20 protein-coding genes are annotated in these 18,389 nt (G+C 67.3%); 10 read left to right on the top strand and 10 right to left on the bottom strand.

What is annotated here, in order from left to right; all coding sequences use genetic code 11:
- Positions 1-40 precede the first annotated feature (40 nt).
- A complete protein-coding gene (locus tag M2428_RS01000) occupies positions 41-910 on the bottom strand; it encodes a general stress protein (protein ID WP_277522673.1) in 870 nt (289 codons plus the stop codon).
- 77 nt (positions 911-987) lie between these two features.
- Between M2428_RS01000 and M2428_RS00995 the strand changes: the two genes are divergently transcribed.
- The 3 genes from M2428_RS00995 to M2428_RS00985 all read left to right on the top strand — a co-directional run bounded on the left by M2428_RS00995 (position 988) and on the right by M2428_RS00985 (position 4,206).
- Positions 988-2,271, top strand: a complete 1,284-nt coding sequence (locus tag M2428_RS00995; RefSeq protein WP_277522671.1) for a CBS domain-containing protein — start codon at positions 988-990, stop codon at positions 2,269-2,271.
- Positions 2,272-2,338: 67 nt separating this feature from the next.
- Positions 2,339-3,052 carry a DUF1003 domain-containing protein gene (locus M2428_RS00990; RefSeq protein ID WP_277523562.1) on the top strand — a complete coding sequence of 238 codons (714 nt, stop codon included), beginning with the start codon at positions 2,339-2,341 and terminating at the stop codon, positions 3,050-3,052.
- A gap of 11 nt (positions 3,053-3,063) precedes the next feature.
- Complete coding sequence (locus M2428_RS00985; RefSeq protein ID WP_277522669.1) at positions 3,064-4,206, top strand: Mrp/NBP35 family ATP-binding protein; 1,143 nt, start codon at positions 3,064-3,066, stop codon at positions 4,204-4,206.
- Between the two features lie 95 nt (positions 4,207-4,301).
- Here M2428_RS00985 and M2428_RS00980 read toward each other — a convergent pair whose 3' ends face one another.
- The 3 genes from M2428_RS00980 to sigE form a co-directional block, all read right to left on the bottom strand.
- Positions 4,302-4,697, bottom strand: a complete 396-nt coding sequence (locus M2428_RS00980) for a twin-arginine translocase TatA/TatE family subunit (protein WP_277522667.1) — start codon at positions 4,695-4,697, stop codon at positions 4,302-4,304.
- Positions 4,698-4,778: 81 nt separating this feature from the next.
- Positions 4,779-5,960, bottom strand: coding sequence for a hypothetical protein (locus M2428_RS22215; protein WP_346780697.1), 1,182 nt, complete (start codon positions 5,958-5,960; stop codon positions 4,779-4,781).
- Positions 5,961-6,079: 119 nt separating this feature from the next.
- Positions 6,080-6,733, bottom strand: a complete 654-nt coding sequence (sigE, locus tag M2428_RS00970; protein ID WP_277522665.1) for an RNA polymerase sigma factor SigE — start codon at positions 6,731-6,733, stop codon at positions 6,080-6,082.
- A 273-nt stretch (positions 6,734-7,006) separates the two neighbouring features.
- Between sigE and M2428_RS00965 the strand changes: the two genes are divergently transcribed.
- Complete coding sequence (locus tag M2428_RS00965) at positions 7,007-7,639, top strand: O-methyltransferase (RefSeq protein ID WP_229995003.1); 633 nt, start codon at positions 7,007-7,009, stop codon at positions 7,637-7,639.
- 153 nt (positions 7,640-7,792) lie between these two features.
- Here the strand turns inward: M2428_RS00965 and M2428_RS00960 are convergent, their stop codons facing one another.
- From M2428_RS00960 to M2428_RS00945, 4 genes are all read right to left on the bottom strand, one after another.
- A complete protein-coding gene (locus M2428_RS00960; RefSeq protein WP_079550332.1) occupies positions 7,793-7,960 on the bottom strand; it encodes a DUF3117 domain-containing protein in 168 nt (55 codons plus the stop codon).
- Positions 7,961-8,214: 254 nt separating this feature from the next.
- Entirely contained in the window at positions 8,215-9,441 is a 1,227-nt protein-coding gene (locus M2428_RS00955; protein ID WP_277523560.1) for a hypothetical protein, read from the bottom strand.
- A 101-nt stretch (positions 9,442-9,542) separates the two neighbouring features.
- On the bottom strand, positions 9,543-9,899 hold the full coding sequence (locus tag M2428_RS00950) for a DivIVA domain-containing protein (RefSeq protein ID WP_277522656.1): 357 nt from the start codon (positions 9,897-9,899) through the stop codon (positions 9,543-9,545).
- Between the two features lie 35 nt (positions 9,900-9,934).
- Complete coding sequence (locus M2428_RS00945) at positions 9,935-10,834, bottom strand: TIGR00730 family Rossman fold protein (protein ID WP_277522654.1); 900 nt, start codon at positions 10,832-10,834, stop codon at positions 9,935-9,937.
- Positions 10,835-11,031: 197 nt separating this feature from the next.
- On the opposite strand from M2428_RS00945, the gene M2428_RS00940 reads away from it, so the two are divergent.
- The 4 genes from M2428_RS00940 to M2428_RS00925 all read left to right on the top strand — a co-directional run bounded on the left by M2428_RS00940 (position 11,032) and on the right by M2428_RS00925 (position 14,313).
- Entirely contained in the window at positions 11,032-11,787 is a 756-nt protein-coding gene (locus tag M2428_RS00940) for an amino acid ABC transporter ATP-binding protein (protein ID WP_277522652.1), read from the top strand.
- Positions 11,788-11,845: 58 nt separating this feature from the next.
- A complete protein-coding gene (locus M2428_RS00935; protein WP_277522651.1) occupies positions 11,846-12,730 on the top strand; it encodes a glutamate ABC transporter substrate-binding protein in 885 nt (294 codons plus the stop codon).
- Between the two features lie 99 nt (positions 12,731-12,829).
- Positions 12,830-13,480, top strand: coding sequence for an amino acid ABC transporter permease (locus M2428_RS00930; RefSeq protein ID WP_277522649.1), 651 nt, complete (start codon positions 12,830-12,832; stop codon positions 13,478-13,480).
- On the top strand, positions 13,477-14,313 hold the full coding sequence (locus tag M2428_RS00925; RefSeq protein ID WP_277522647.1) for an amino acid ABC transporter permease: 837 nt from the start codon (positions 13,477-13,479) through the stop codon (positions 14,311-14,313). Before M2428_RS00930 ends, M2428_RS00925 begins: the two co-directional genes overlap by 4 nt.
- A 74-nt stretch (positions 14,314-14,387) precedes the next feature.
- Here M2428_RS00925 and dapE read toward each other — a convergent pair whose 3' ends face one another.
- On the bottom strand, positions 14,388-15,485 hold the full coding sequence (gene dapE / locus M2428_RS00920; protein ID WP_277523558.1) for a succinyl-diaminopimelate desuccinylase: 1,098 nt from the start codon (positions 15,483-15,485) through the stop codon (positions 14,388-14,390).
- Between the two features lie 202 nt (positions 15,486-15,687).
- On the opposite strand from dapE, the gene dapD reads away from it, so the two are divergent.
- Both dapD and M2428_RS00910 read left to right on the top strand, forming a co-directional pair.
- Positions 15,688-16,698 carry a 2,3,4,5-tetrahydropyridine-2,6-dicarboxylate N-succinyltransferase gene (gene dapD / locus M2428_RS00915; protein WP_277522644.1) on the top strand — a complete coding sequence of 337 codons (1,011 nt, stop codon included), beginning with the start codon at positions 15,688-15,690 and terminating at the stop codon, positions 16,696-16,698.
- Between the two features lie 165 nt (positions 16,699-16,863).
- Positions 16,864-17,661 carry a hypothetical protein gene (locus M2428_RS00910; protein WP_277523557.1) on the top strand — a complete coding sequence of 266 codons (798 nt, stop codon included), beginning with the start codon at positions 16,864-16,866 and terminating at the stop codon, positions 17,659-17,661.
- A gap of 115 nt (positions 17,662-17,776) precedes the next feature.
- Here the strand turns inward: M2428_RS00910 and M2428_RS00905 are convergent, their stop codons facing one another.
- Positions 17,777-18,388, bottom strand: a complete 612-nt coding sequence (locus tag M2428_RS00905) for a hypothetical protein (RefSeq protein WP_277522642.1) — start codon at positions 18,386-18,388, stop codon at positions 17,777-17,779.
- Position 18,389: the final 1 nt, after the last annotated feature.

The raw sequence follows: 18,389 nt of genomic DNA, 5'->3' as shown, positions 1-18,389 counted from the left end.
GGAACCCTCCCTTTTCTGCTGCCTGTTTTGCGGCCTGGAATCAGTGCTGCTGGCCATCCTGGCCCGGCGCGGGCTTGTCGGTGTCCGTGACCCTGACGCCGTACTGCGGACGGCCGTCCGGGAGGTCCGGATAGGTCACCCCGGAGACCCGGCCGGCCGGGCGGGCCGGCTCTTCCGCTGTGGCCGGCGCCGTCGGCGCAGGGCCTGCGGCGCCCTCCTGCTGGGGCGCACCGCCCTGGTACTGTCCGGCCGGCTCGCCGCCGGTCTCCGGGGTCCGCTGGCCGTACGGATCGTTCCAGCCCGCGGGGCGCTGTGGCGCAGGACCCTGCTGCCCGGGCTGCTGGGGTTCCTGATGACGGTAGTCGTGCTGCGCGTAACCGCCGGCCGCGGCACCGGACGCGTCGTGCGGCGTCATGGGCAGCTGGTGCAGCATGCGCCGCGCTTCGCCGGCGGCCTCGAAGGAGACCACGACGTCATAGTTGGTCGCCACCACCTGGCTCGTTGACGTGAAGTCACGCTTGCCGCGCTGCATGGCGTAGGTGACGATGCCGAACAGCATGAAAAACGCGGCACCCATCAGCACGGACGTCACAATCGAGAAATAGCCGGGGGTGGTGGAGAAGAAGGACAGCATGACGCCGACGAAAAGGCCGAACCACATGCCGCTGAGGGCGCCGGAGAGTGCGACGCGGGGGTAGGTCAGCCTGCCGGTCACCCGCTCCACCATCTTCAGTTCGTTGCCCACGATCGACACCATCTGCACGGGGAACTGCTGGTCAGCCAGATAGTCCACCGCCTTCTGGGCATCGAGGTAGGAGTTGTAGGAACCGACGACGTCGCCCCTCGGGACGGCGCGGGCCTCGTCCGAACCGTTGGGGGCACCGGCCCTGGGACCAAAAATGTTTGACATAAGCCCATTCTCACCTATCCGGCTGGTGTGCGGCTGGAAATTCAGCTAAAAGAGAGCAGACTCGGTAGCCTGTAGGGGTGAGCACGAATCTTTCGCGAGTGTTTGTCGCGCGCCTCCTCGGACTGGACGTCTTCGACCCATTGGGCGACCGTCTGGGCCGGCTGCGCGACGTCGTGGTGCTCTCCCGCGGGACCAGGGGCGCCCCGCACGTGGTGGGCATCGTCGTCGAGGTCCCCGGCAAAAAGCGGGTGTTCGTCCCGATGACCCGGATTACGTCCATCGACCAAACCCAGGTCATCTGCACCGGGCTGGTCAATCTGCGCCGCTTCGAACAACGCGGCGCCGAAACCCTCGTGGTGGCAGAAATGTTCGACCGCCGGGTCACCCTCGCGGACGGCAGCGGCGATGCGACCATCGAGGACATCGCCATGGACAAGCACCGCTCCGGCGACTGGTTCGTCAGCAAGCTCTTCGTCCGCCGCGGCCACTCGCTCTCGCCGCTGAGCCGGCTGCGCCGCAACGAAACCATGATCATCGACTGGGCCGATGCCCGGCAGGGCGCCAAGACCGAGCCGCAGGCCGCCACCCAGTTTGTGGCCACGCACGAGGACCTCAAGCCGGCCGACTTCGCCGAAGCCCTCCAGGAAATGAGCGACAAACGCCGCTTCGAGGTTGCCAGCGAACTCCAGGACGAGCGGCTCGCGGACGTCCTGCAGGAGATGCCGGAAGGTGACCAGGTGGAGATCCTCTCCGCCCTGGACGTCAACCGCGCCGCCGACGTCCTCGAGGAAATGGACCCCGATGACGCAGCCGACCTCCTTGCCGAGCTCCCAAGCGCGCAGGCCGAGGAACTCCTGCAGCTGATGGAACCCGAAGGCGCCGAGGACGTCCGCCGCCTGCTCGAATACGACGAGGACACCGCCGGCGGGCTCATGACGCCGGTTCCGGTGATCCTGCCCCCGGAAGCAACCGTCGCCGAGGCACTCGCGCACGTCCGCCGGGAGGAACTCTCCCCCGCTTTGGCGTCCTCGATCTTCGTCGCCCGGCCACCCCTGGAGACCCCGACCGGACGATTCCTCGGCGTCGTCCATATCCAGCAGCTCCTGCGCTTTCCGCCGCCGGAACCGCTGGGCAACCTGGTGGACAAGAACCTGGAACCGGTCTCCGACCAGGCCCACATCAGCGAGGTCGCCCGCACGCTCGCAACGTACAACCTCAACTCCCTGCCCGTGGTCAACGAGGACGGACGGCTTGTGGGGGCGGTGACTGTTGACGACGTGCTTGATCATCTGTTGCCGGACGACTGGCGCGCCCACGACGACGACGCCCCGATAAGGAAGCTTGGAGGCCGCATTGGCTGATCCCACCGCACCACGGAACGCCCCTGTCCGGCCCGGCAGCAGGACCTCCGGCGGCCTCGACACGCCACTGAGCGGCCGGCAGCGCATCCTGCCCAACTTCCGTCCCGACCCGGACGCCTTCGGCCATGCCACGGAAGGCTTCGCCCGTTTCATGGGCACCCCCCAGTTCCTGCTCTACATGACCGTGTTCTGCGTCTTCTGGCTGTGCTGGAACACGTGGGCTCCGGAGGAATGGCAGTTTGATTCACGGGCACTCGGCTTCACGCTGCTGACGCTCATGCTGTCCCTGCAGGCCTCGTACGCAGCCCCACTGCTGCTGCTCGCGCAAAACCGCCAGGACGACCGGGACAAGGTGTCGCTCCAGCAGGACCGCCAGCGGGCCGAGCGCAATCTCTCCGACACCGAATACCTGACCCGGGAACTTGCGTCCCTGCGCATCGCGTTGCGCGAGGTCGCCACCCGCGACTACGTCCGCGCCGAGCTGCGCAGCCTGCTCGAGGACATGCTGGAGGCCCAGGAGGAACTGCGCACGCACGATCCTTCCGCTGGCGTCCACGAGACCCCCCGGGAAAAGGTCAAGGAGAAGTTGAAGGAGCGGCGCGACAAGCAGCGCAGCCCCCGGACCCAGCAGATCCCGCGGGTCAAGTCCGGCAGCAAGCGGGAAGACCCTGCGAAGGAGGGCAAGCGGGAAGACGCTGCGGAGAATCCGGCGGCGAACCAGTCCGGGGCCGCTGCCGACTCCACCCGCCTGCCCGCACACCGCACCATCCCCGAAAGCTGAGCATCGCCCGCATGAGCACCCCGATGGACCGCACTTCCCTGGAACAGGCAGTGCACGGCGCACTTGCCACCGTCATCGACCCTGAACTCCGCCGCCCCATCACCGAGCTCGGCATGGTGGAGTCCGTGGAGATCGCCGACGGCGGCCGAGTGCGGATCGTGGTACTGCTGACCATCGCGGGCTGCCCGTTGCGCGGCACCATCACAGCCGACACCGAGGCGGCCCTGTCCGCCGTCCCGGGGGTCACCGGCGTCGAGGTGGACTTGAAAGTCATGACGCAGGAGCAGCGCGACGCCCTCAAGGAGCAATTGCGCGGCGCCGGCGGCCAGCGCGGCATCCCGTTCAACGCGCCGGACTCGCTGACCAGGGTGTACGCCGTCGCGAGCGGCAAGGGCGGCGTGGGCAAGTCGTCGGTTACGGTCAATTTGGCGTGCGCACTGGCTGCCCAGGGCCTCCGTGTGGGGATCGTGGACGCGGATGTGTACGGCTTCTCCGTTCCGGGGCTGATGGGCATCACACAGGCCCCCACGCGGGTGGACGACATGATCCTGCCGCCGGTGGCGTACGGGGTCAAGGTCATTTCCATCGGCATGTTCGTCACCGGGAACCAGCCCGTGGCTTGGCGCGGACCAATGCTGCACCGGGCGCTGGAGCAATTCCTCACGGACGTCTACTTCGGCGACCTCGATGCCCTTTTCCTGGACCTGCCACCGGGCACGGGCGACATCGCGATCTCCGTAGCCCAGCTGCTGCCCAAGGCGCAAATCCTCGTCGTGACCACCCCGCAGGCGGCCGCCGCGGATGTTGCCGAGCGGGCCGGGGCGATCGCGACCCAGACGGGCCAGACCGTGGCCGGCGTCGTGGAAAACATGTCCTACCTTGAAATGCCCGACGGCGGCCGGATGCAACTGTTCGGAAGCGGCGGCGGCGCCGTGCTCGCCGAGCGTCTCTCGGCCACCGTGGGTGAGGATGTGCCCTTGCTGGGCCAGATCCCCCTCGAAGTCCTGCTGCGTGAGGGAGGGGATTCCGGGGTGCCGCTGGTGCTGGGCCGTCCGGAGACGCCTGCGGCCGTGGCCCTGGCGGGAATCGCCGGCAAGCTGGCGTCGGTTCCCCGTGGGCTCAAGGGTATGCCGCTGGGCCTGCAGCCCCGCTGACGGGGTCTCACTCACGGGGACTCAGTGATGACAGCTCCCGCTGGTGGCGGCTGCCGCCCGGGGCCAGGTATGTGGCCCAGGCGCTGCTGGAGGTCCTAGGTCGCCTCTGTGTCGAACGGTGCCGGCTCGCCCTCGGGCAACCGCTCGACCATCCGCGCCGGGCGGTGCTCTGCGACCGCAGTGGCGGCCGCGGCCGTGGACACAGCTGCGGGCGACCCGGTGCTCACCGGCTTGGTGTCATCGTCGAGGAGCGCTTCCTTGATGATGCGGCGGGGATCGTACTGGCGGGGATCGTACTTCTTCCAGTCGACATCATCGATATCGATGCCGACTTCTTCCTTGATCTGCTCCCGCGCGCCGGACGCCATCCGGCGCACTTCCTTGACGATATTGGCAAGTTTCTGGGTGTATTCGGGCAGCCTGCTGGGACCAATCACCAGAAGGCCGATGATCAGCAGAAGTAAGAACTCCGGTCCATTGATTCCAAGCACTTTAGGAAGATTACCCTCTCGCTCGGGCTGGCGACGACTTCGCGAGGGCCGAATGCCGACCATGTCCGGCCCGAACCTGCCTCACGGGGCCAGGTGCTCCAGGATTCGGCTCAGTCCGCGCTCGATCCGCTCCGGAATTCCGTTGCGTGAGCCCTGCACCGGGGCGCCGCCGCTGACCCGGGTGAGGGCGGCGGCGCCGTCGTCGGCCTGCTCGGCGGGCAGGTCCGAAATGTACGTGTACGTGGCCGCGGAGGTCTGGTAGATGGCCCGGTAGGGCGGGGCAGGGTTGACCCAGAGGGTGCCATTTCCGGTTTCGGGGGCGGCCGACCGGGTGCCCCCCTTGGCCCGGGTGAAGCCGTCCGCCACGGCGGCGTGTCCGGTCAGCACGTTAATGGGTGAAACTTCGGCCCCGGCGGGCGTGGGGGCCGAACCGGGGCCCCGGGCCGCAGCGTGCTGCTCGAGGACCGTGGCGAAGTGCTGGCCGTCCGTGAGGCGAAGTTCCAGGACCTCGTCCCCGGCGATGACGCCGGCGCGGGCCCACATGAGATGGAATCCGAGGGCGTGCAGCTCCGGACATGTCCATCCCTGCGAGCGGAACGCGGCAAGCTGCCCGGTGCTCAGCGTCCCAGCGGGGGTGAAGTCGGGCTCACCGCCCAGGCCGAACGCAACACGGGGCCCCGTTTCCTCTGCCCCGGGGCCGCCGGATCCGCCGGCGTCGAACAGTTCACCCGCGCCGACCGGTTCACCGCTGGCGGGCGGTCCGGCGGCGTCCGGTTGTGCGAGGGCGGAGGCCCCTGCGCCGTCGACCGGAACGGCGTCGTCGCCTCCCATGACGTACGCGGTTCCGGTCATGAAGGCCAAGGCGGCGACGGCCCCTCCGACTGCCAGCACTGGCAGGCGGGGGCCTCCGCGGCGCTGGGGATGCGCGGCAATATTAGCGGCTGCCGTTCCGGCGGTCGCTGTCCGATCCGGCAGGGAGTCGGCTGCGGGGAACTGCCCTGGCAGCCACCGATGAGTGCCGGCCTGTTCCGTCGCCGCCGTATCGGCTGCGTCCGCCGGCTCCGGGGCTGCCCGTTCCGGGGCTTCCAGCTCTGCCGGGCTCGTCCGTTCTGCCGCCGCGCGTTCCGCGGCCAGCTGCCCGGTCCGTGCCAGGAGCCGTGCGGTCAGGTCCTCGCTGGCCTCGGGCACGGCCGCGCCGCGGAGCTTCTCGAGGTACTGGCGCTCACGCTGTTGCCGGGCACGGCATTCGGCACACGATTCCACATGATCATGGCGGCCGACGGCCCACTTCCGGGAAGCACCGAATTTGGCACGGCCGGTCCTGCTCCAGAACCCGCAGCCAGAGCCTCCCAGTAAACGTTTCAGCAGACCCATTGACAGGTTCAGAGGAGGCCGGCGATGCGCGGCATCTTGAGCCGCGGCTTGAGGGGCTGCTTGGCCGTCTGCGCCGGACGCGGGTCGCGGTGCGCGAGCTTTTCACGCAACATGGTCCGGCCGCGGTGAATCCGGGACCGGACGGTCCCAAGTTTGATGTCCAGCGCGGCGGCGACTTCGTCGTAGGACAGCCCCTCGAGGTCGCACAGCACGACGGCGGCGCGGAAGTCCGGCGGAAGTTCCTCGAGCGCAGCCTGAACGTCGACGTCGAGGTTGTTGAATTCGAAGCTTTGCTCCGGGCCGGGCTCCCGGCCCGGCAGCCGCGACTCGGCGTCGTCGGCCAAGGCGTCAAAGCGGATCCTGCTCTTGCGCCGCGCCTGGTCCAGGAACAGGTTGGTCGTAATCCGGTGCAGCCAGCCGTCCAGAGTGCCCGGCTTGAAGTTTTCCAGCGAACGGAATACCCGGACAAACACCTCTTGGGTGAGGTCCTCGGCGTCGTACTTGTTTCCGGTCAGCCGGTACGCAAGGCGATAGACCTTGGCGGAGTGGTTCGTCACCACTTCCTCCCAAGTCGGCCGGACCCATTCGGCTTCCGCCGCGGTCCGTGACTGGCCGGTTGAATCAGTTGCCTCAGTTGCCGGGACAGGTGCCAGAATCGACATCGTCCGCTCCCCTCGTGGATGGTACCTACGCCTGAATTGTGCCTGCTCGCGCAGGTTCCTGCACACTTCATTCGACGCCGATCACCACGCGGATGAGCGGATACCTATCATTTCAAAATAAGCTGGGAATTTCCTGATTCATCGCGGTCTTCCGCCGAAGGCAGAACGAGTTCCTTCCTGCCCGTGCCACGGCGCTGGCGCCTCCGTGTCCCGTCCCGCCGGACACAGTACGCTGTAGGGAACACTCCCCTGCCGCCCAGAAAGCGATATCCCATGAGCGCCGATAAGTCCACGAGCTGGTCCTACGCAGAAGATCTGCCTGCCGAGGATGAGGTCCTGTTGCACGCGCGCGAACGGTCCTTCGAGCTTGGCGTGACCCCGATCGGTCCCGGCGTGGGCGCTGTGCTGACGGTGCTGGCGGCAGCGTCCAAGGCACAGACCGCGGTGGAGATCGGCACCGGCGCGGGAGTGTCCGGCGTGTGCATCCTGCGCGGGCTGGGCCCGCAGGCTGTCCTGACCACCATCGACGTCGACGTCGAACACCTCAAGGCCGCCCGCGAAGCGTTCCAGGAAGCCGGAAGCCCGGCCAACCGCACCCGCACCATTTCCGGCCGGGCCGGCGATGTCCTGCCCCGGCTTACGGACGGGGCCTATGACCTCGTGTTCATCGACGCCGACAAACCGAGCTACCCCAGCTACGTGGAACAGGCAGTGCGGCTGCTGAAGTCCGGCGGCCTCCTGATCGTCAACGATGCCCTCGACAAGGACAGGGTCGCGAATCCGGCCGCCCGGGAAGCCACCACCGTGGTGTTGCGCCAGATCGGCAAGTCCATCCGCGACGACGACCGTCTCGCCTCCGCGATGCTGCCCACCGGCGACGGCCTGCTGATCGCCGTCAAGAAGTAGCAGCAGGTAACAAACAGTCAAGAAATCGCGGCCAACAAATAACAACCACAGGCTGGCCGCCACGAAGCAGTGGTCAAAGCGCAAACAGCAAAGGGCGGGGTCCGCGGCCTGGTGGCCGGGACCCCGCCCTTTTGCGAAGCTCTTGGCGTGACGCTATTCGGTGACGCCGACGAGGCATTCCTTGAGGTTTGTCGCCTCAGCGGCATTGAGTTCGACTACGAGCCGCCCCCCGCCTTCGAGCGGAACACGCATGATCAGGCTACGTCCCTCTTTTGTCACTTCCATTGGGCCGTCGCCGGTGCGTGGTTTCATTGCCGCCATAAGGAATATCCCCTCCATTAGTCCCTGACATACCAGCCCGGCTGGGCTGCGTCCGCTTGGCCAATCAAGCCGTCCGGCAGCGCTCCAGGAGGCCGCCGTGACAGGCAAACTCACAAATAAATCGCTACGAATTCTGTGCGCTTCTTGTCCTTGCTTATCCTCTATTATCGCGTAACAATGCGCGCGTAGCTAATCGTTGGACTTTCCAGCGCGTCCCGCCATGCCGGGCCGGCACCGCTAAATGGTGCTGTGCGTCACGGCGGGTAGTCCCCTCCGCCCGGCAACTGCGCCCACGCCCACAGCCACACAATCCACACAATCTGCAGCAGCACGAACATGACCACCACGGCACCTCGGTAGGCGCGGGAACGCGAGAGGAGCGCGGCGCTGAGGGCGAGCGGGAACAGCGGCAACAGCATCCTGAACGTGCTGGTCTGCGGGTGCAGGAAGACCAGCAGGTACCCTATGTAGCAGCAGCACCAGAGCCTCAGTTCAGTGCCCAGGGCGACGACGGGGCGGGACATCATCAACAAGGTGAATGCGGCAACGAACACGAAGGGCGCCAGCACGCCAAGCGTCGGCCCGAACAGCATGATACCGGCGTCGAACCACGGCTTGAACGGCACCAGGTCATCGCCGCGCCATGCGGTTTCGGTCTTGGTATAGGCGCCCAGATCGCCGGTGGCGGCCCAGGCGATGGCCGGCCACAGCAACGCACCGATGCCGCTGACGGCAGTGAGTCCGCCCAGGGACCAGAGCTCCGCGTTGCTGGGGACGGCAGCACCGACCCTGGTCTGCGCTGTGGGGGCCTGCGCTGTGAGGCCCTGCGTCGTGAAGCCCGGCGCCGCGACGCGCAGCCAGAAACGGTAGAGAAACAACAGCCCCAGCATCACGGCAAACGGAACCCCGGTGGGGCGGGAAAGACACATCAGGACCACGACCGGCATGGCCCACAGGTACCGGCGCTCCATGACCAGCAGCAGTGCGGCACCCAGCAGCAGCAGGTTGAGGGACTCGGCGTAGGGCACCTGCAACACCGGCGCCACCGGGAAGGTCGCCAGGAACACTGTCCCCCAGAGCGCCGTGCGGTGCGTGGTCCGGTACCGGAAGATCCTGTAGGCCACGAGGGCTGCCCCTAGCCCGGCGACCAGCGCGATGGCCGTCAGCGACCACGCCGGGCCTGTGCCCGTGAGCCCGGAAACGACACGGCCCAGCACGGGAAACAGGGGGTAGAAGGCCCAGGTGTTCTCTTGGACAGTGCCGGCAGCGTCGGTCGGCAGAAGCGCCGGATACCCCTGCTGGAGGGCTTCGGCGTACCAGCGGGCGTCCCAGATATTGATGAAGTTCCAATAGTCGGGCTTCGCGAGGAACCACGGATTCACGCCCTGGTGCAGGGCGGCAGCCATGAAGATACAGGCGCTGACCAGCCGGGCGGCGATGTACAGGCCAGCCACCTGCACCCACCACGGCCACCGTGCCATCCTGGCGCCTGCGGCTGCGATGTGGCTCCACAGAGCCGCGTTCAACCCCTGCGGTTTCAGGGCCTCAGGCTCCGCGACAGTCTCGGGGTCTTCCACGTGGCTCACGGACGTTCTTCGGTAGGCGGACGGAGGCCTTCCAGTTCCTCCCCGAGTGCCTCGATCTTCTGGTCCTTGGCGATGATCTGGTCCCGCAGGTCATCCAGGACCTGATCCACCTGGTCCATCCGGTAGCCGCGGAGTCCGACGGCGAAGCGTAGGCGGTCGATGTCGGCCGCGGCTGCGCGCTCGGGCAGCAGAACCGGCGGCAGGGAGGCGACCGGCTCGTCGAAGCCGTCGTCAAAGGAACCGCCTGCACCGCCGTCCCGGTGTCGGCGGAAGATTTTCGGCGCCAGGCCGGTGCCCAGGAGGACGGCGACGCCGATCAGCACAATCGCCAGGAAGACCAGGAAGAGACTCACTAGACCATCGTGCCAGACGCCGGCGGGCGGACGGTTCAGCCCCGCGTTCCTGCGCCGTTTTCCTTGGTGTTCGCGTTGCCGCCTCCGTTGGTGGAGCCGCCGTTCGGGTTCCGGTGGCGGGCGGCGCCCTCCACGACCAGCTCGACGGCCAGCGCAGGGTCATCCACCACTTGCACGAGGTCCAGGTCTTCCGCCGAGACCATTCCTTCCGCGACGAGGGTGTCCCGGACCCACGCGAGCATGGGGCTCCAGAAGGCGGTTCCCACCAGCACGATCGGGAAGGAGGTGACCTTGCGGGTTTGGACCAGGACCATGGCCTCGAAGAGCTCATCCAGGGTGCCGAGGCCGCCGGGGAGCACGATGAAGCCCTGGGCGTACTTGACGAACATGGTTTTGCGGGCGAAGAAGTACCGGAAGTTAATGCCCAGGTCCACCCACTGGTTCATGCCCTGCTCGAAGGGCAGCTCGATCCCGAGCCCCACGGAGACGCCGTTGCCCTGCACGGCGCCCTTGTTCGCGGCCTCCATCGACCCCGGGCCGCCACCCGTGATCACGGCCAGTCCGGCCTCGGCCAGCCGGCGTCCAACCTCGACGCCGAGTTCGTAGTTCGGGCTCCCCGGGACGGTGCGGGCGGAGCCGAAGACGCTGACCGCCGGACCGAGATCGGCCAGGGCGCCGAATCCTTCCACGAACTCGCTCTGGATCCGCAGGACGCGCCAGGGGTCGGTGTGGACGAACTGGCCCAGCCCCGTGGTGTCCAGCAAGGTCTGGTCCGACATGGTGACCTTGGCGGCCTTACGGCGCAGCTCGAGCGGGCCCTTATGGCGGATCCCGTTGGGCCCCGGAGTGGTGCGGGCCTCGCGGGCCGGCTTCTCGGCGGGGTTCTGTTCGGCGTCTTGCTTGGGGCCGTGCTGCGGATCGGTACTCATGCCCATAGGCTAGCGCGGAACTCGCCCGCCGCCGCGTCGGCGCGTCGACGCGGGAGCGGCAGCAAGCGGCGGCCGGGGACCGGGGCCGGAGGCCGGCGGCGGCCCCGCAAGGGACCCTGACGTGCAGGTATCTCTTGAATCACGATCTGCACTAAACAGAGTGATTGCGGTCATATTGCGTCAATCTTCGCTAGATTCTTTCTATGACTACTCAAGTGTCCGGCGATGCCCTCGTCTCCCTGAAGGCCGTGAACAAGCATTACGGCCAGTTGCACGTCCTGAAGGACATCAACCTGAACGTCCGCAAGGGTGAGGTTGTTGTTGTCATCGGCCCCTCGGGTTCCGGCAAGTCGACGCTCTGCCGCGCCATCAACCGCCTCGAGACCATCGACGACGGCGACATCAAGATCGATGGCGTGGAACTGCCCGCCGAGGGCAAGGAACTGGCCAAACTGCGCGCCGACGTCGGCATGGTCTTCCAGTCCTTCAACCTGTTCGCCCACAAGACCATCCTGGAAAACATCACCCTCGGCCCCATCAAGGTCAAAGGCGTCCCCAAGGGCGAGGCCGACAAGGACGCCATGGCGCTGCTGGAGCGCGTCGGCGTCGGGCAGCAGGCCCCCAAACTTCCGGCCCAGCTCTCCGGTGGCCAGCAGCAGCGTGTGGCCATCGCCCGCGCCCTGGCCATGAAGCCAAAGGTGATGCTCTTCGATGAGCCCACCTCGGCCCTCGACCCGGAAATGATCAACGAGGTCCTGGACGTCATGGTCCAGCTCGCCAAGGAAGGCATGACCATGATCGTGGTCACCCACGAGATGGGCTTCGCCCGTAAGGCGGCGGACCGCGTCGTGTTCATGGCCGACGGCCAGATCGTCGAGGACGCGACCCCCGAGGAGTTCTTCACCAACCCCAAGAGCAGCCGGGCCAAGGATTTCCTGTCCAAGCTGCTGTCACACTGACCGACTACGATTTCGCACCCTGGCCGCCGGATGGCGGCCGCCCAATGAAAGGAATGTCATGAAGGCATTTTTGACCCGAAGGAAATCCCTTCTGGTTGCCGCTTCCGCAGCACTGGCGCTCAGCCTGAGTGCCTGTGGCGGCGGCTCCTCCACGACCACCAACCCGCCCGTAGCCGAGAAGCCGAGCTTTGCCGCCGATTCCACCATGGCAAAGCTTGCATCCGCGGGCAAGATCACCATCGGCACCAAGTTCGACCAGCCTCTCTTCGGCCAGAAGGGCCTGGACGGCAAACCGATCGGCTTCGACGTCGAAATCGGCAAGCTGGTTGCCGCCAAGCTGGGCATCCCCGCCGACAAGATCGAGTGGGTTGAAACTGTCTCCGCCAACCGCGAGCAGTTCATCAAGCAGGGCAAGGTGGACATGATCGTCGCCACCTACACGATCAACGACAAGCGCAAGGCCGAAGTCGACTTCGCCGGACCGTACTACGAGGCCGGTCAGGCTCTCATGGTGAACAAGGACAACAACACCATCACCAAGCCCGAGGACGTCAAGGGCAAGAACGTCTGCTCCGTGACCGGTTCCACGCCGGCCTCCACGATCGTCGAGAAGTACGGAGCTGTCCTGGTGCCGGCTGCGACCTACTCCGCCTGCCTTGAGCCGCTGCGGAACAAGCAGGTTGAAGCGATCACCACCGACAACGTCATCCTGGCCGGTTTCGTGGCCAAGGAGCCGGACGCCTTCAAGCTGGCGTCGGAGGAGACCTTCACCAAGGAGCCCTACGGCATCGGCCTGAAGAAGGGCGACACCGCCTTCCGCACGTTTATCAATGACCAGCTGGAAGCCTTCGACAAGGACGGGTCCTACAAGAAGGCCTGGGAAGACACCGCCGGCACGGTCATCAAGACCGCGCCCGCGCTTCCCACGATCGACCGCTACTAGTCGGCTGTGGCGGTTGCCGGGCGTGCGGATCTTCTGCAGCCCGGCGGCCGCCACTCCCGTCTTTCGCCTGGAATCCCCTCAACGCAGCTGAAGGAACTTATGGACGTCATCATTGAAAACCTCCCCCAGTATTGGGACGGTTTTCTCCGAACCCTCTTCCTGTCCTTGGTCTCGGGGATTATCGCCTTGATCTTCGGCACCGTGCTGGCGGCCGCCCGCGTCTCGCCCGTCGCCGCGCTCCGCGGCTTCAGCATGACGTACGTCGAGATCGTCCGGAACACCCCGCTGACCATCGCGTTCTTCTTCGCGGCGGTGGTTCTGCCCCGCCTCGGCGTCACGTTCCAGCAGTTCGAGGTCGCCGCCATCATCGCCCTGAGCGCCTACACCTCGGCCTTCATCGCCGAGGCCGTGCGCTCCGGCGTCAACAGTGTCCCGGTGGGCCAGGCGGAGGCCGCCCGCAGCATCGGCATGAAGTTCAGCCAGGTGCTCACCCTGATCATCCTGCCGCAGGCCCTGCGCACCGTGATCCCCCCGTTGATCAACATTCTGATCGCCTTGGTCAAGAACTCGTCCGTGGCCGGCGCGTTCTATGTGCTGGAACTCTTCGGCCAGGGCAAGCAGCTGGCCAACGCCAACGGCGACGCCGTCATGTGGGTTCTGGTCGGCGTCGCATTCTTCTACCTGCTGATAACCATCCCGCTGGGCTACCTCGCCAGCGTCGTTGAACGAAAGGTGGCAATCGCGCGATGAGCTCTGTTCTCTACGACGTCCCCGGCCCCAAAGCCCGCCGGGTTTCGCTGATCGGCTCCATCATCGGCGTGATCGTGATCGGCGGCCTCCTCGTCCTGGCAGTCATGACCCTCGCCCAGCAGGGAATCTTCGACCCCAAACGCTGGGCGGTCTTCCAGCTGCCCGAGGTCTGGGCCCTGATCGCCGCCGGCATCGGCGCCACGCTCGCCGCCGCGGCGGTGGCGGCGGTGATCGCCTTCCCGCTGGGCCTGCTCTTGTGCCTGATGCGCATCTCGGACAACGCCTGGGTCAGGGTGCCCACCCGGATCGTGCTGGAATTCCTGCGCGGCATGCCCGTGGTGCTCATGATGCTGTTCGTGCTGCTCGTCTTTGCCACCAGCTCGTTCGTCGCCGTGGTCGCCGGCCTTGTCCTTTACAACTCGGCGATTTTCGCCGAGATCATCCGCGCCGGCGTCCAGTCGCTGCCCAAGGGCCAGCGTGAAGCCGGCCTGGCGATCGGCCTCACCAGTTTCCAGTCCCGGCTGACCGTCGAGCTGCCGCAGGCCATCCGGCGCATGCTGCCCTCGCTGGTCGCGCAGCTCGTAGTACTGCTGAAGGACACCTCGCTCGGCTACATCGTCGCTTACGGCGAGCTGCTCCGGGCCGTGCAGGTCATGGCCGATTTCCTCGGCCCGCAGTACCTGTTCCCGGTGTTCTTCGTGGCCGCGGCCATCTACATCGCGATCGACCTGGCGGTCTCCCGCCTGGCCATCTGGCTCGAACGCCGCGGCTCCAAGCGGGCCGCCGGCGGCGTGGCGCACGTGCCGGTCGCCGGAATCCCGGTGGCCAAGTAAAGCCCCACCACCCACAAAGGGTCCGGAACCTCTCGGAGGTTCCGGACCCTTTGTGCGTTGCGGGGCGTAAATTGCTAGGCGCTGAGCCACGTCCGCAGCGCCCGCAGGCATTCCCTGACGGCGTCCGCCTCGACGTGCTCGTTGTCCTTATGCGCCAGCAGCGCATCGCCGGGTCCGAAGTTCACTGCCGGGATGCCGAGCTCACTGAACCGTGCGACGTCGGTCCAGCCGTACTTGGGCTTCGGCTCCGCCCCCACAGCGGCGACGAAGGACGCGGCGGCGGGGTGGTGGAGGCCCGGCCGCGCGCCGGCGGCGCTGTCGGTGCGCACAACGTCGAATCCGGCCAGCAGTTCGCGCACGACGGCTTCGGCCCCGTCCGAGGTTTTGTCCGGGGCGAAGCGGTAGTTAATTTCTATGACGCACTTGTCCGGAATGACGTTTCCGGCCGTGCCGCCGTGGATTTTCACGGCGTTGAGGCTTTCGCGGTAGTCCAGGCCGTCAACCGTCACGGTCTGCGGTTCATACGCCGCCAGCCGGGCCAGGATCGGGGCCGCGGCGTGGATGGCGTTGCTGCCCATCCAGGCCCGGGCCGAGTGGGCGGCCTCGCCGTTCGTGGTCACCTCGAAGCGGCTGGTGCCGTTGCAGCCGCCCTCCACCGTCCCGTCGGTTGGCTCGAGCAGGATCGCGAAGTCCCCGCCAAGCAGGGACCCGTGATTGCGCACCAGCCGGCCGAGGCCGCTCTTTACGGCCTCGACTTCCTCGTGGTCATAGAAGACGAACGTGATGTCCTTGTTCGGCTCCGCCCCGGCGTCGAACATGGTGGCCGCCAGCGCCAGCTGCACGGCGACGCCGCTCTTCATGTCGGTGGCGCCGCGGCCGAAGAGGATGCCCTCCCCCGGGGCCCCGGAGGGCCAGTACGACGGCACCGTGCCCAGCGAGCCATCGGTGGTGGGAAGCGGCACGGTGTCCAGGTGCCCGGCAAGGATGACGCGCTCGGGGCGGCCGAGGTTGGTGCGGGCGATGATCGAATCGCCGTCGCGGACCAGTTCCAGCTGCGGCAGCAGGCGCAGGGCATGTTCCACGGCGTCGGCCAGGGCCCTTTCGCTGCCGGAGACGCTGTTGATGTCAATCAGGGCGGCCGTGAGCAGAGCGACGTCCTGGCGGAGGTCCAAATGGACAGGCGTACGGGCGGGGACGCTGGCAGTTGCACTGGCGGTGGTGCGCGGGTTCGTGGGAGTCACCGTCCCACTTTATCTGTTCGTCTTCCCTTGGGGCCGCAGCAGCTGCCGGCCCGACATGTAGGTGGCGAGCATCTCCTGTCACTTGGGCGTCTCACGTTTCAGCGCCCGCGGGCCCTCTCGTTAGACTTGGGCCATGACTGAAACTGCTGCTTCCGCTGTGCCCACCGACGCCCGCTCCGCCTATGGCTACGGGGTGGCCACCGTCTCCACCCGCAACGGTGACGCCACCGTGCTGGACGTATGGTTTCCGGCGCCGGCGCTCGGAGTCGCGGCGGAGCACCTGCGTGGGGTGGAGAACGCGGACCAGTCGCTGATCGACATCGCCGCCAGCGGCACCGACCCGGACCGCGGCACGGAGCAGCAGGTTGTCTTCGCCCAGATCAACCTGGACGAGGCACCCGCGGACACGGCGGACGCCTACCTTCGCCTGCACCTGCTCTCCCACCGGCTCGTCCAGCCCAACACCATCAACCTTGACGGCATCTTCGGCAAGCTCCCCAACGTGGTGTGGACCAACTTCGGCCCCGCCGCCGTGGAGGACTTCGAACTAACCCGGGCGCGCCTGCGCAAGCGCGGCGCTGTCACCGTCTTCGGCGTGGACAAGTTCCCCCGGATGGTGGACTACGTGGTTCCCTCCGGCGTCCGGATCGCCGACGCCGACCGCGTCCGGCTGGGTGCGCACCTGGCCGAAGGCACCACGGTCATGCACGAGGGCTTCGTGAACTTCAATGCCGGAACCTTGGGTACCTCCATGGTCGAGGGCCGGATCTCGGCCGGCGTCGTCGCCGGTGACGGGTCCGACGTCGGCGGCGGGGCCTCGATCATGGGAACCCTCTCCGGCGGCGGCAAGGAAAAGATCGCCCTCGGTGAGCGGGTCCTCCTCGGCGCTAACTCCGGCGTCGGCATCAGCCTGGGCGACGATTCAGTGGTGGAGGCGGGCCTCTACGTCACCGCCGGCACGCGCGTCCGCGTCATCAGCCCGCGGGATGCCGACGGCGAGGACACCAGCCGGATAGTCAAGGCCGTGGAGCTTTCCGGGGTTCCGAACCTGCTCTTCCGCCGCAACTCCGCCACCGGCGCCGTCGAGGCGCTCCCCCGCAAGGGCCAAACCGTAGAGCTCAACGCGGACCTGCACGCCAACTGAACGCACGGGCTGGTACGGTGTGGCGGGCGGCGAAGACCGTACCGGCGGGGCCGACCCGCAACGATGAAGCAGCCGATGACGCAGCCCGCTAGGGCCTGAGGGAGTATGTCCGTGGCACGACGAGGGAGCTGGCGGCGCCGGATCGTCCTTCTGCTGACCCTGGCGATGGTCGCGGGCGCGATTTACACCGCGGTGGCGTTCCTGCAGCGATCGGAAACCTTGATCGCCGAACGCTGCACGGCCGCGGGCAGCGGAGGCGATGACCTCGCCACCGACCAGGCGGCCAACGCTTCCCTCATCACCGCCGTCGCGGTCCGGCGCGGGCTTCCCGCCAGGGCCGCCAGCATCGCGCTGGCCACCTCCATGCAGGAATCCAAACTGCGCAACATCGGCCATGGCGACCAGGCCGGCCCCGACTCACGCGGATTGTTCCAGCAGCGGCCGTCCCAGGGCTGGGGCACCACGGCCCAGGTGATGGACCCATACCACGCCAGCAATGCCTTCTACGATGCGCTCGTCGAGATCTCCGGGTACGAGTCGTTGGAGATCACCGATGCCGCCCAGCAGGTCCAGCGTTCGGCGTACCCGGAGGCCTATGCCCAGCATGAGCTGATGGCCCGCGCGTTCGCCTCCGCTCTGAGCGGCCAGACGCCCGCAGGCCTGGATTGCTCGCTGCGGTCCCCCGACACCGCCGGGGATCCTGCTAGGGTCACCGCGGAGCTGACCGCGGCGCTCGGGAATGTCCAGACGTCCAGCAGCGGCCGGACGCTGCTCGTGGATGCCGAAGGCACGCAGGCCTGGGCTGTGGGGCAGTGGGCCGTGGCCAACGCCAAAGAGCTCGCCATCACCAGCGTGGAGGTCGACGGCCGTGCCTGGAACCGGCAGTCCCGCGACGGCTGGCAGCCGGCCTCAGTCCCGGCCGGCCAAGTCCGGGTAACCGTCGCCGACGCGCCCGCCACCTGACCGCCGGCGGGCGGACTGCCAACCGGGCGACTGGCAGACAGCCAGCGCGGTCAGCCGCCAGGCGACTAGCGGACCGGCGGACAGCCGGCCGTCCGGCGGCCAACAACGCTCGGATTCAGACCAGCAGGTCGACCACCGGCTGCACGTAGCTGCGGAACAGCTCCGGCTGGGACAACAGCTCGTGGCTCATGATGATCTTGTCCGGCTCGAGGTACCAGGCCCGCGGCTCCGCAAGCGGGAGTTCGATGATCGTCAGGCCGAAATCCTTTGATGCGCGTCCCACATCAAGCAGGCGGTCCTCCACCATATCGGCCAGCAGCTCATTGTTGCCGTTGGCTTCGCGCTCCGCTTCGAGGGCCAGATATTCCCCCCGGCGTTCCCGGGCCCACGTCAGGGCCGCCCCGAAGTGGGCCTGCAGAACGCGCCGGAGGGCCGGCGAATTGCCGAACGCACGGAAGCCCGGCGGGGCGAGCTCGGGGGACATTTCCGGGTGGGCCTTCAGCAGCTGTTCCCACCAGGCCTCCCATTCGGTCTTGAGCGCAGCCGGGCCGCCAACCTCGGCGGTCAGGTGGGAGTGGTCCGCGGCACGAATCTTCGGGGCCACGTGGCACAGCGCCGGATGCCCCGCAGTGTCCAGACCGGCAGCGTCACGAATATAGAGGGCGATGAGCATGGGACCAGAAGTGTCCATCGTGATCCGCCAGCCAGGTCCGCCGGTGTGGTGCATC

It is taken from the genome of Arthrobacter sp. ES3-54 (assembly GCF_029504395.1).
Lineage (GTDB): Bacteria > Actinomycetota > Actinomycetes > Actinomycetales > Micrococcaceae > Arthrobacter.
Note: the sequence above shows the minus strand (reverse complement) of the source record. Positions and strands in the feature narration are given on the sequence as shown.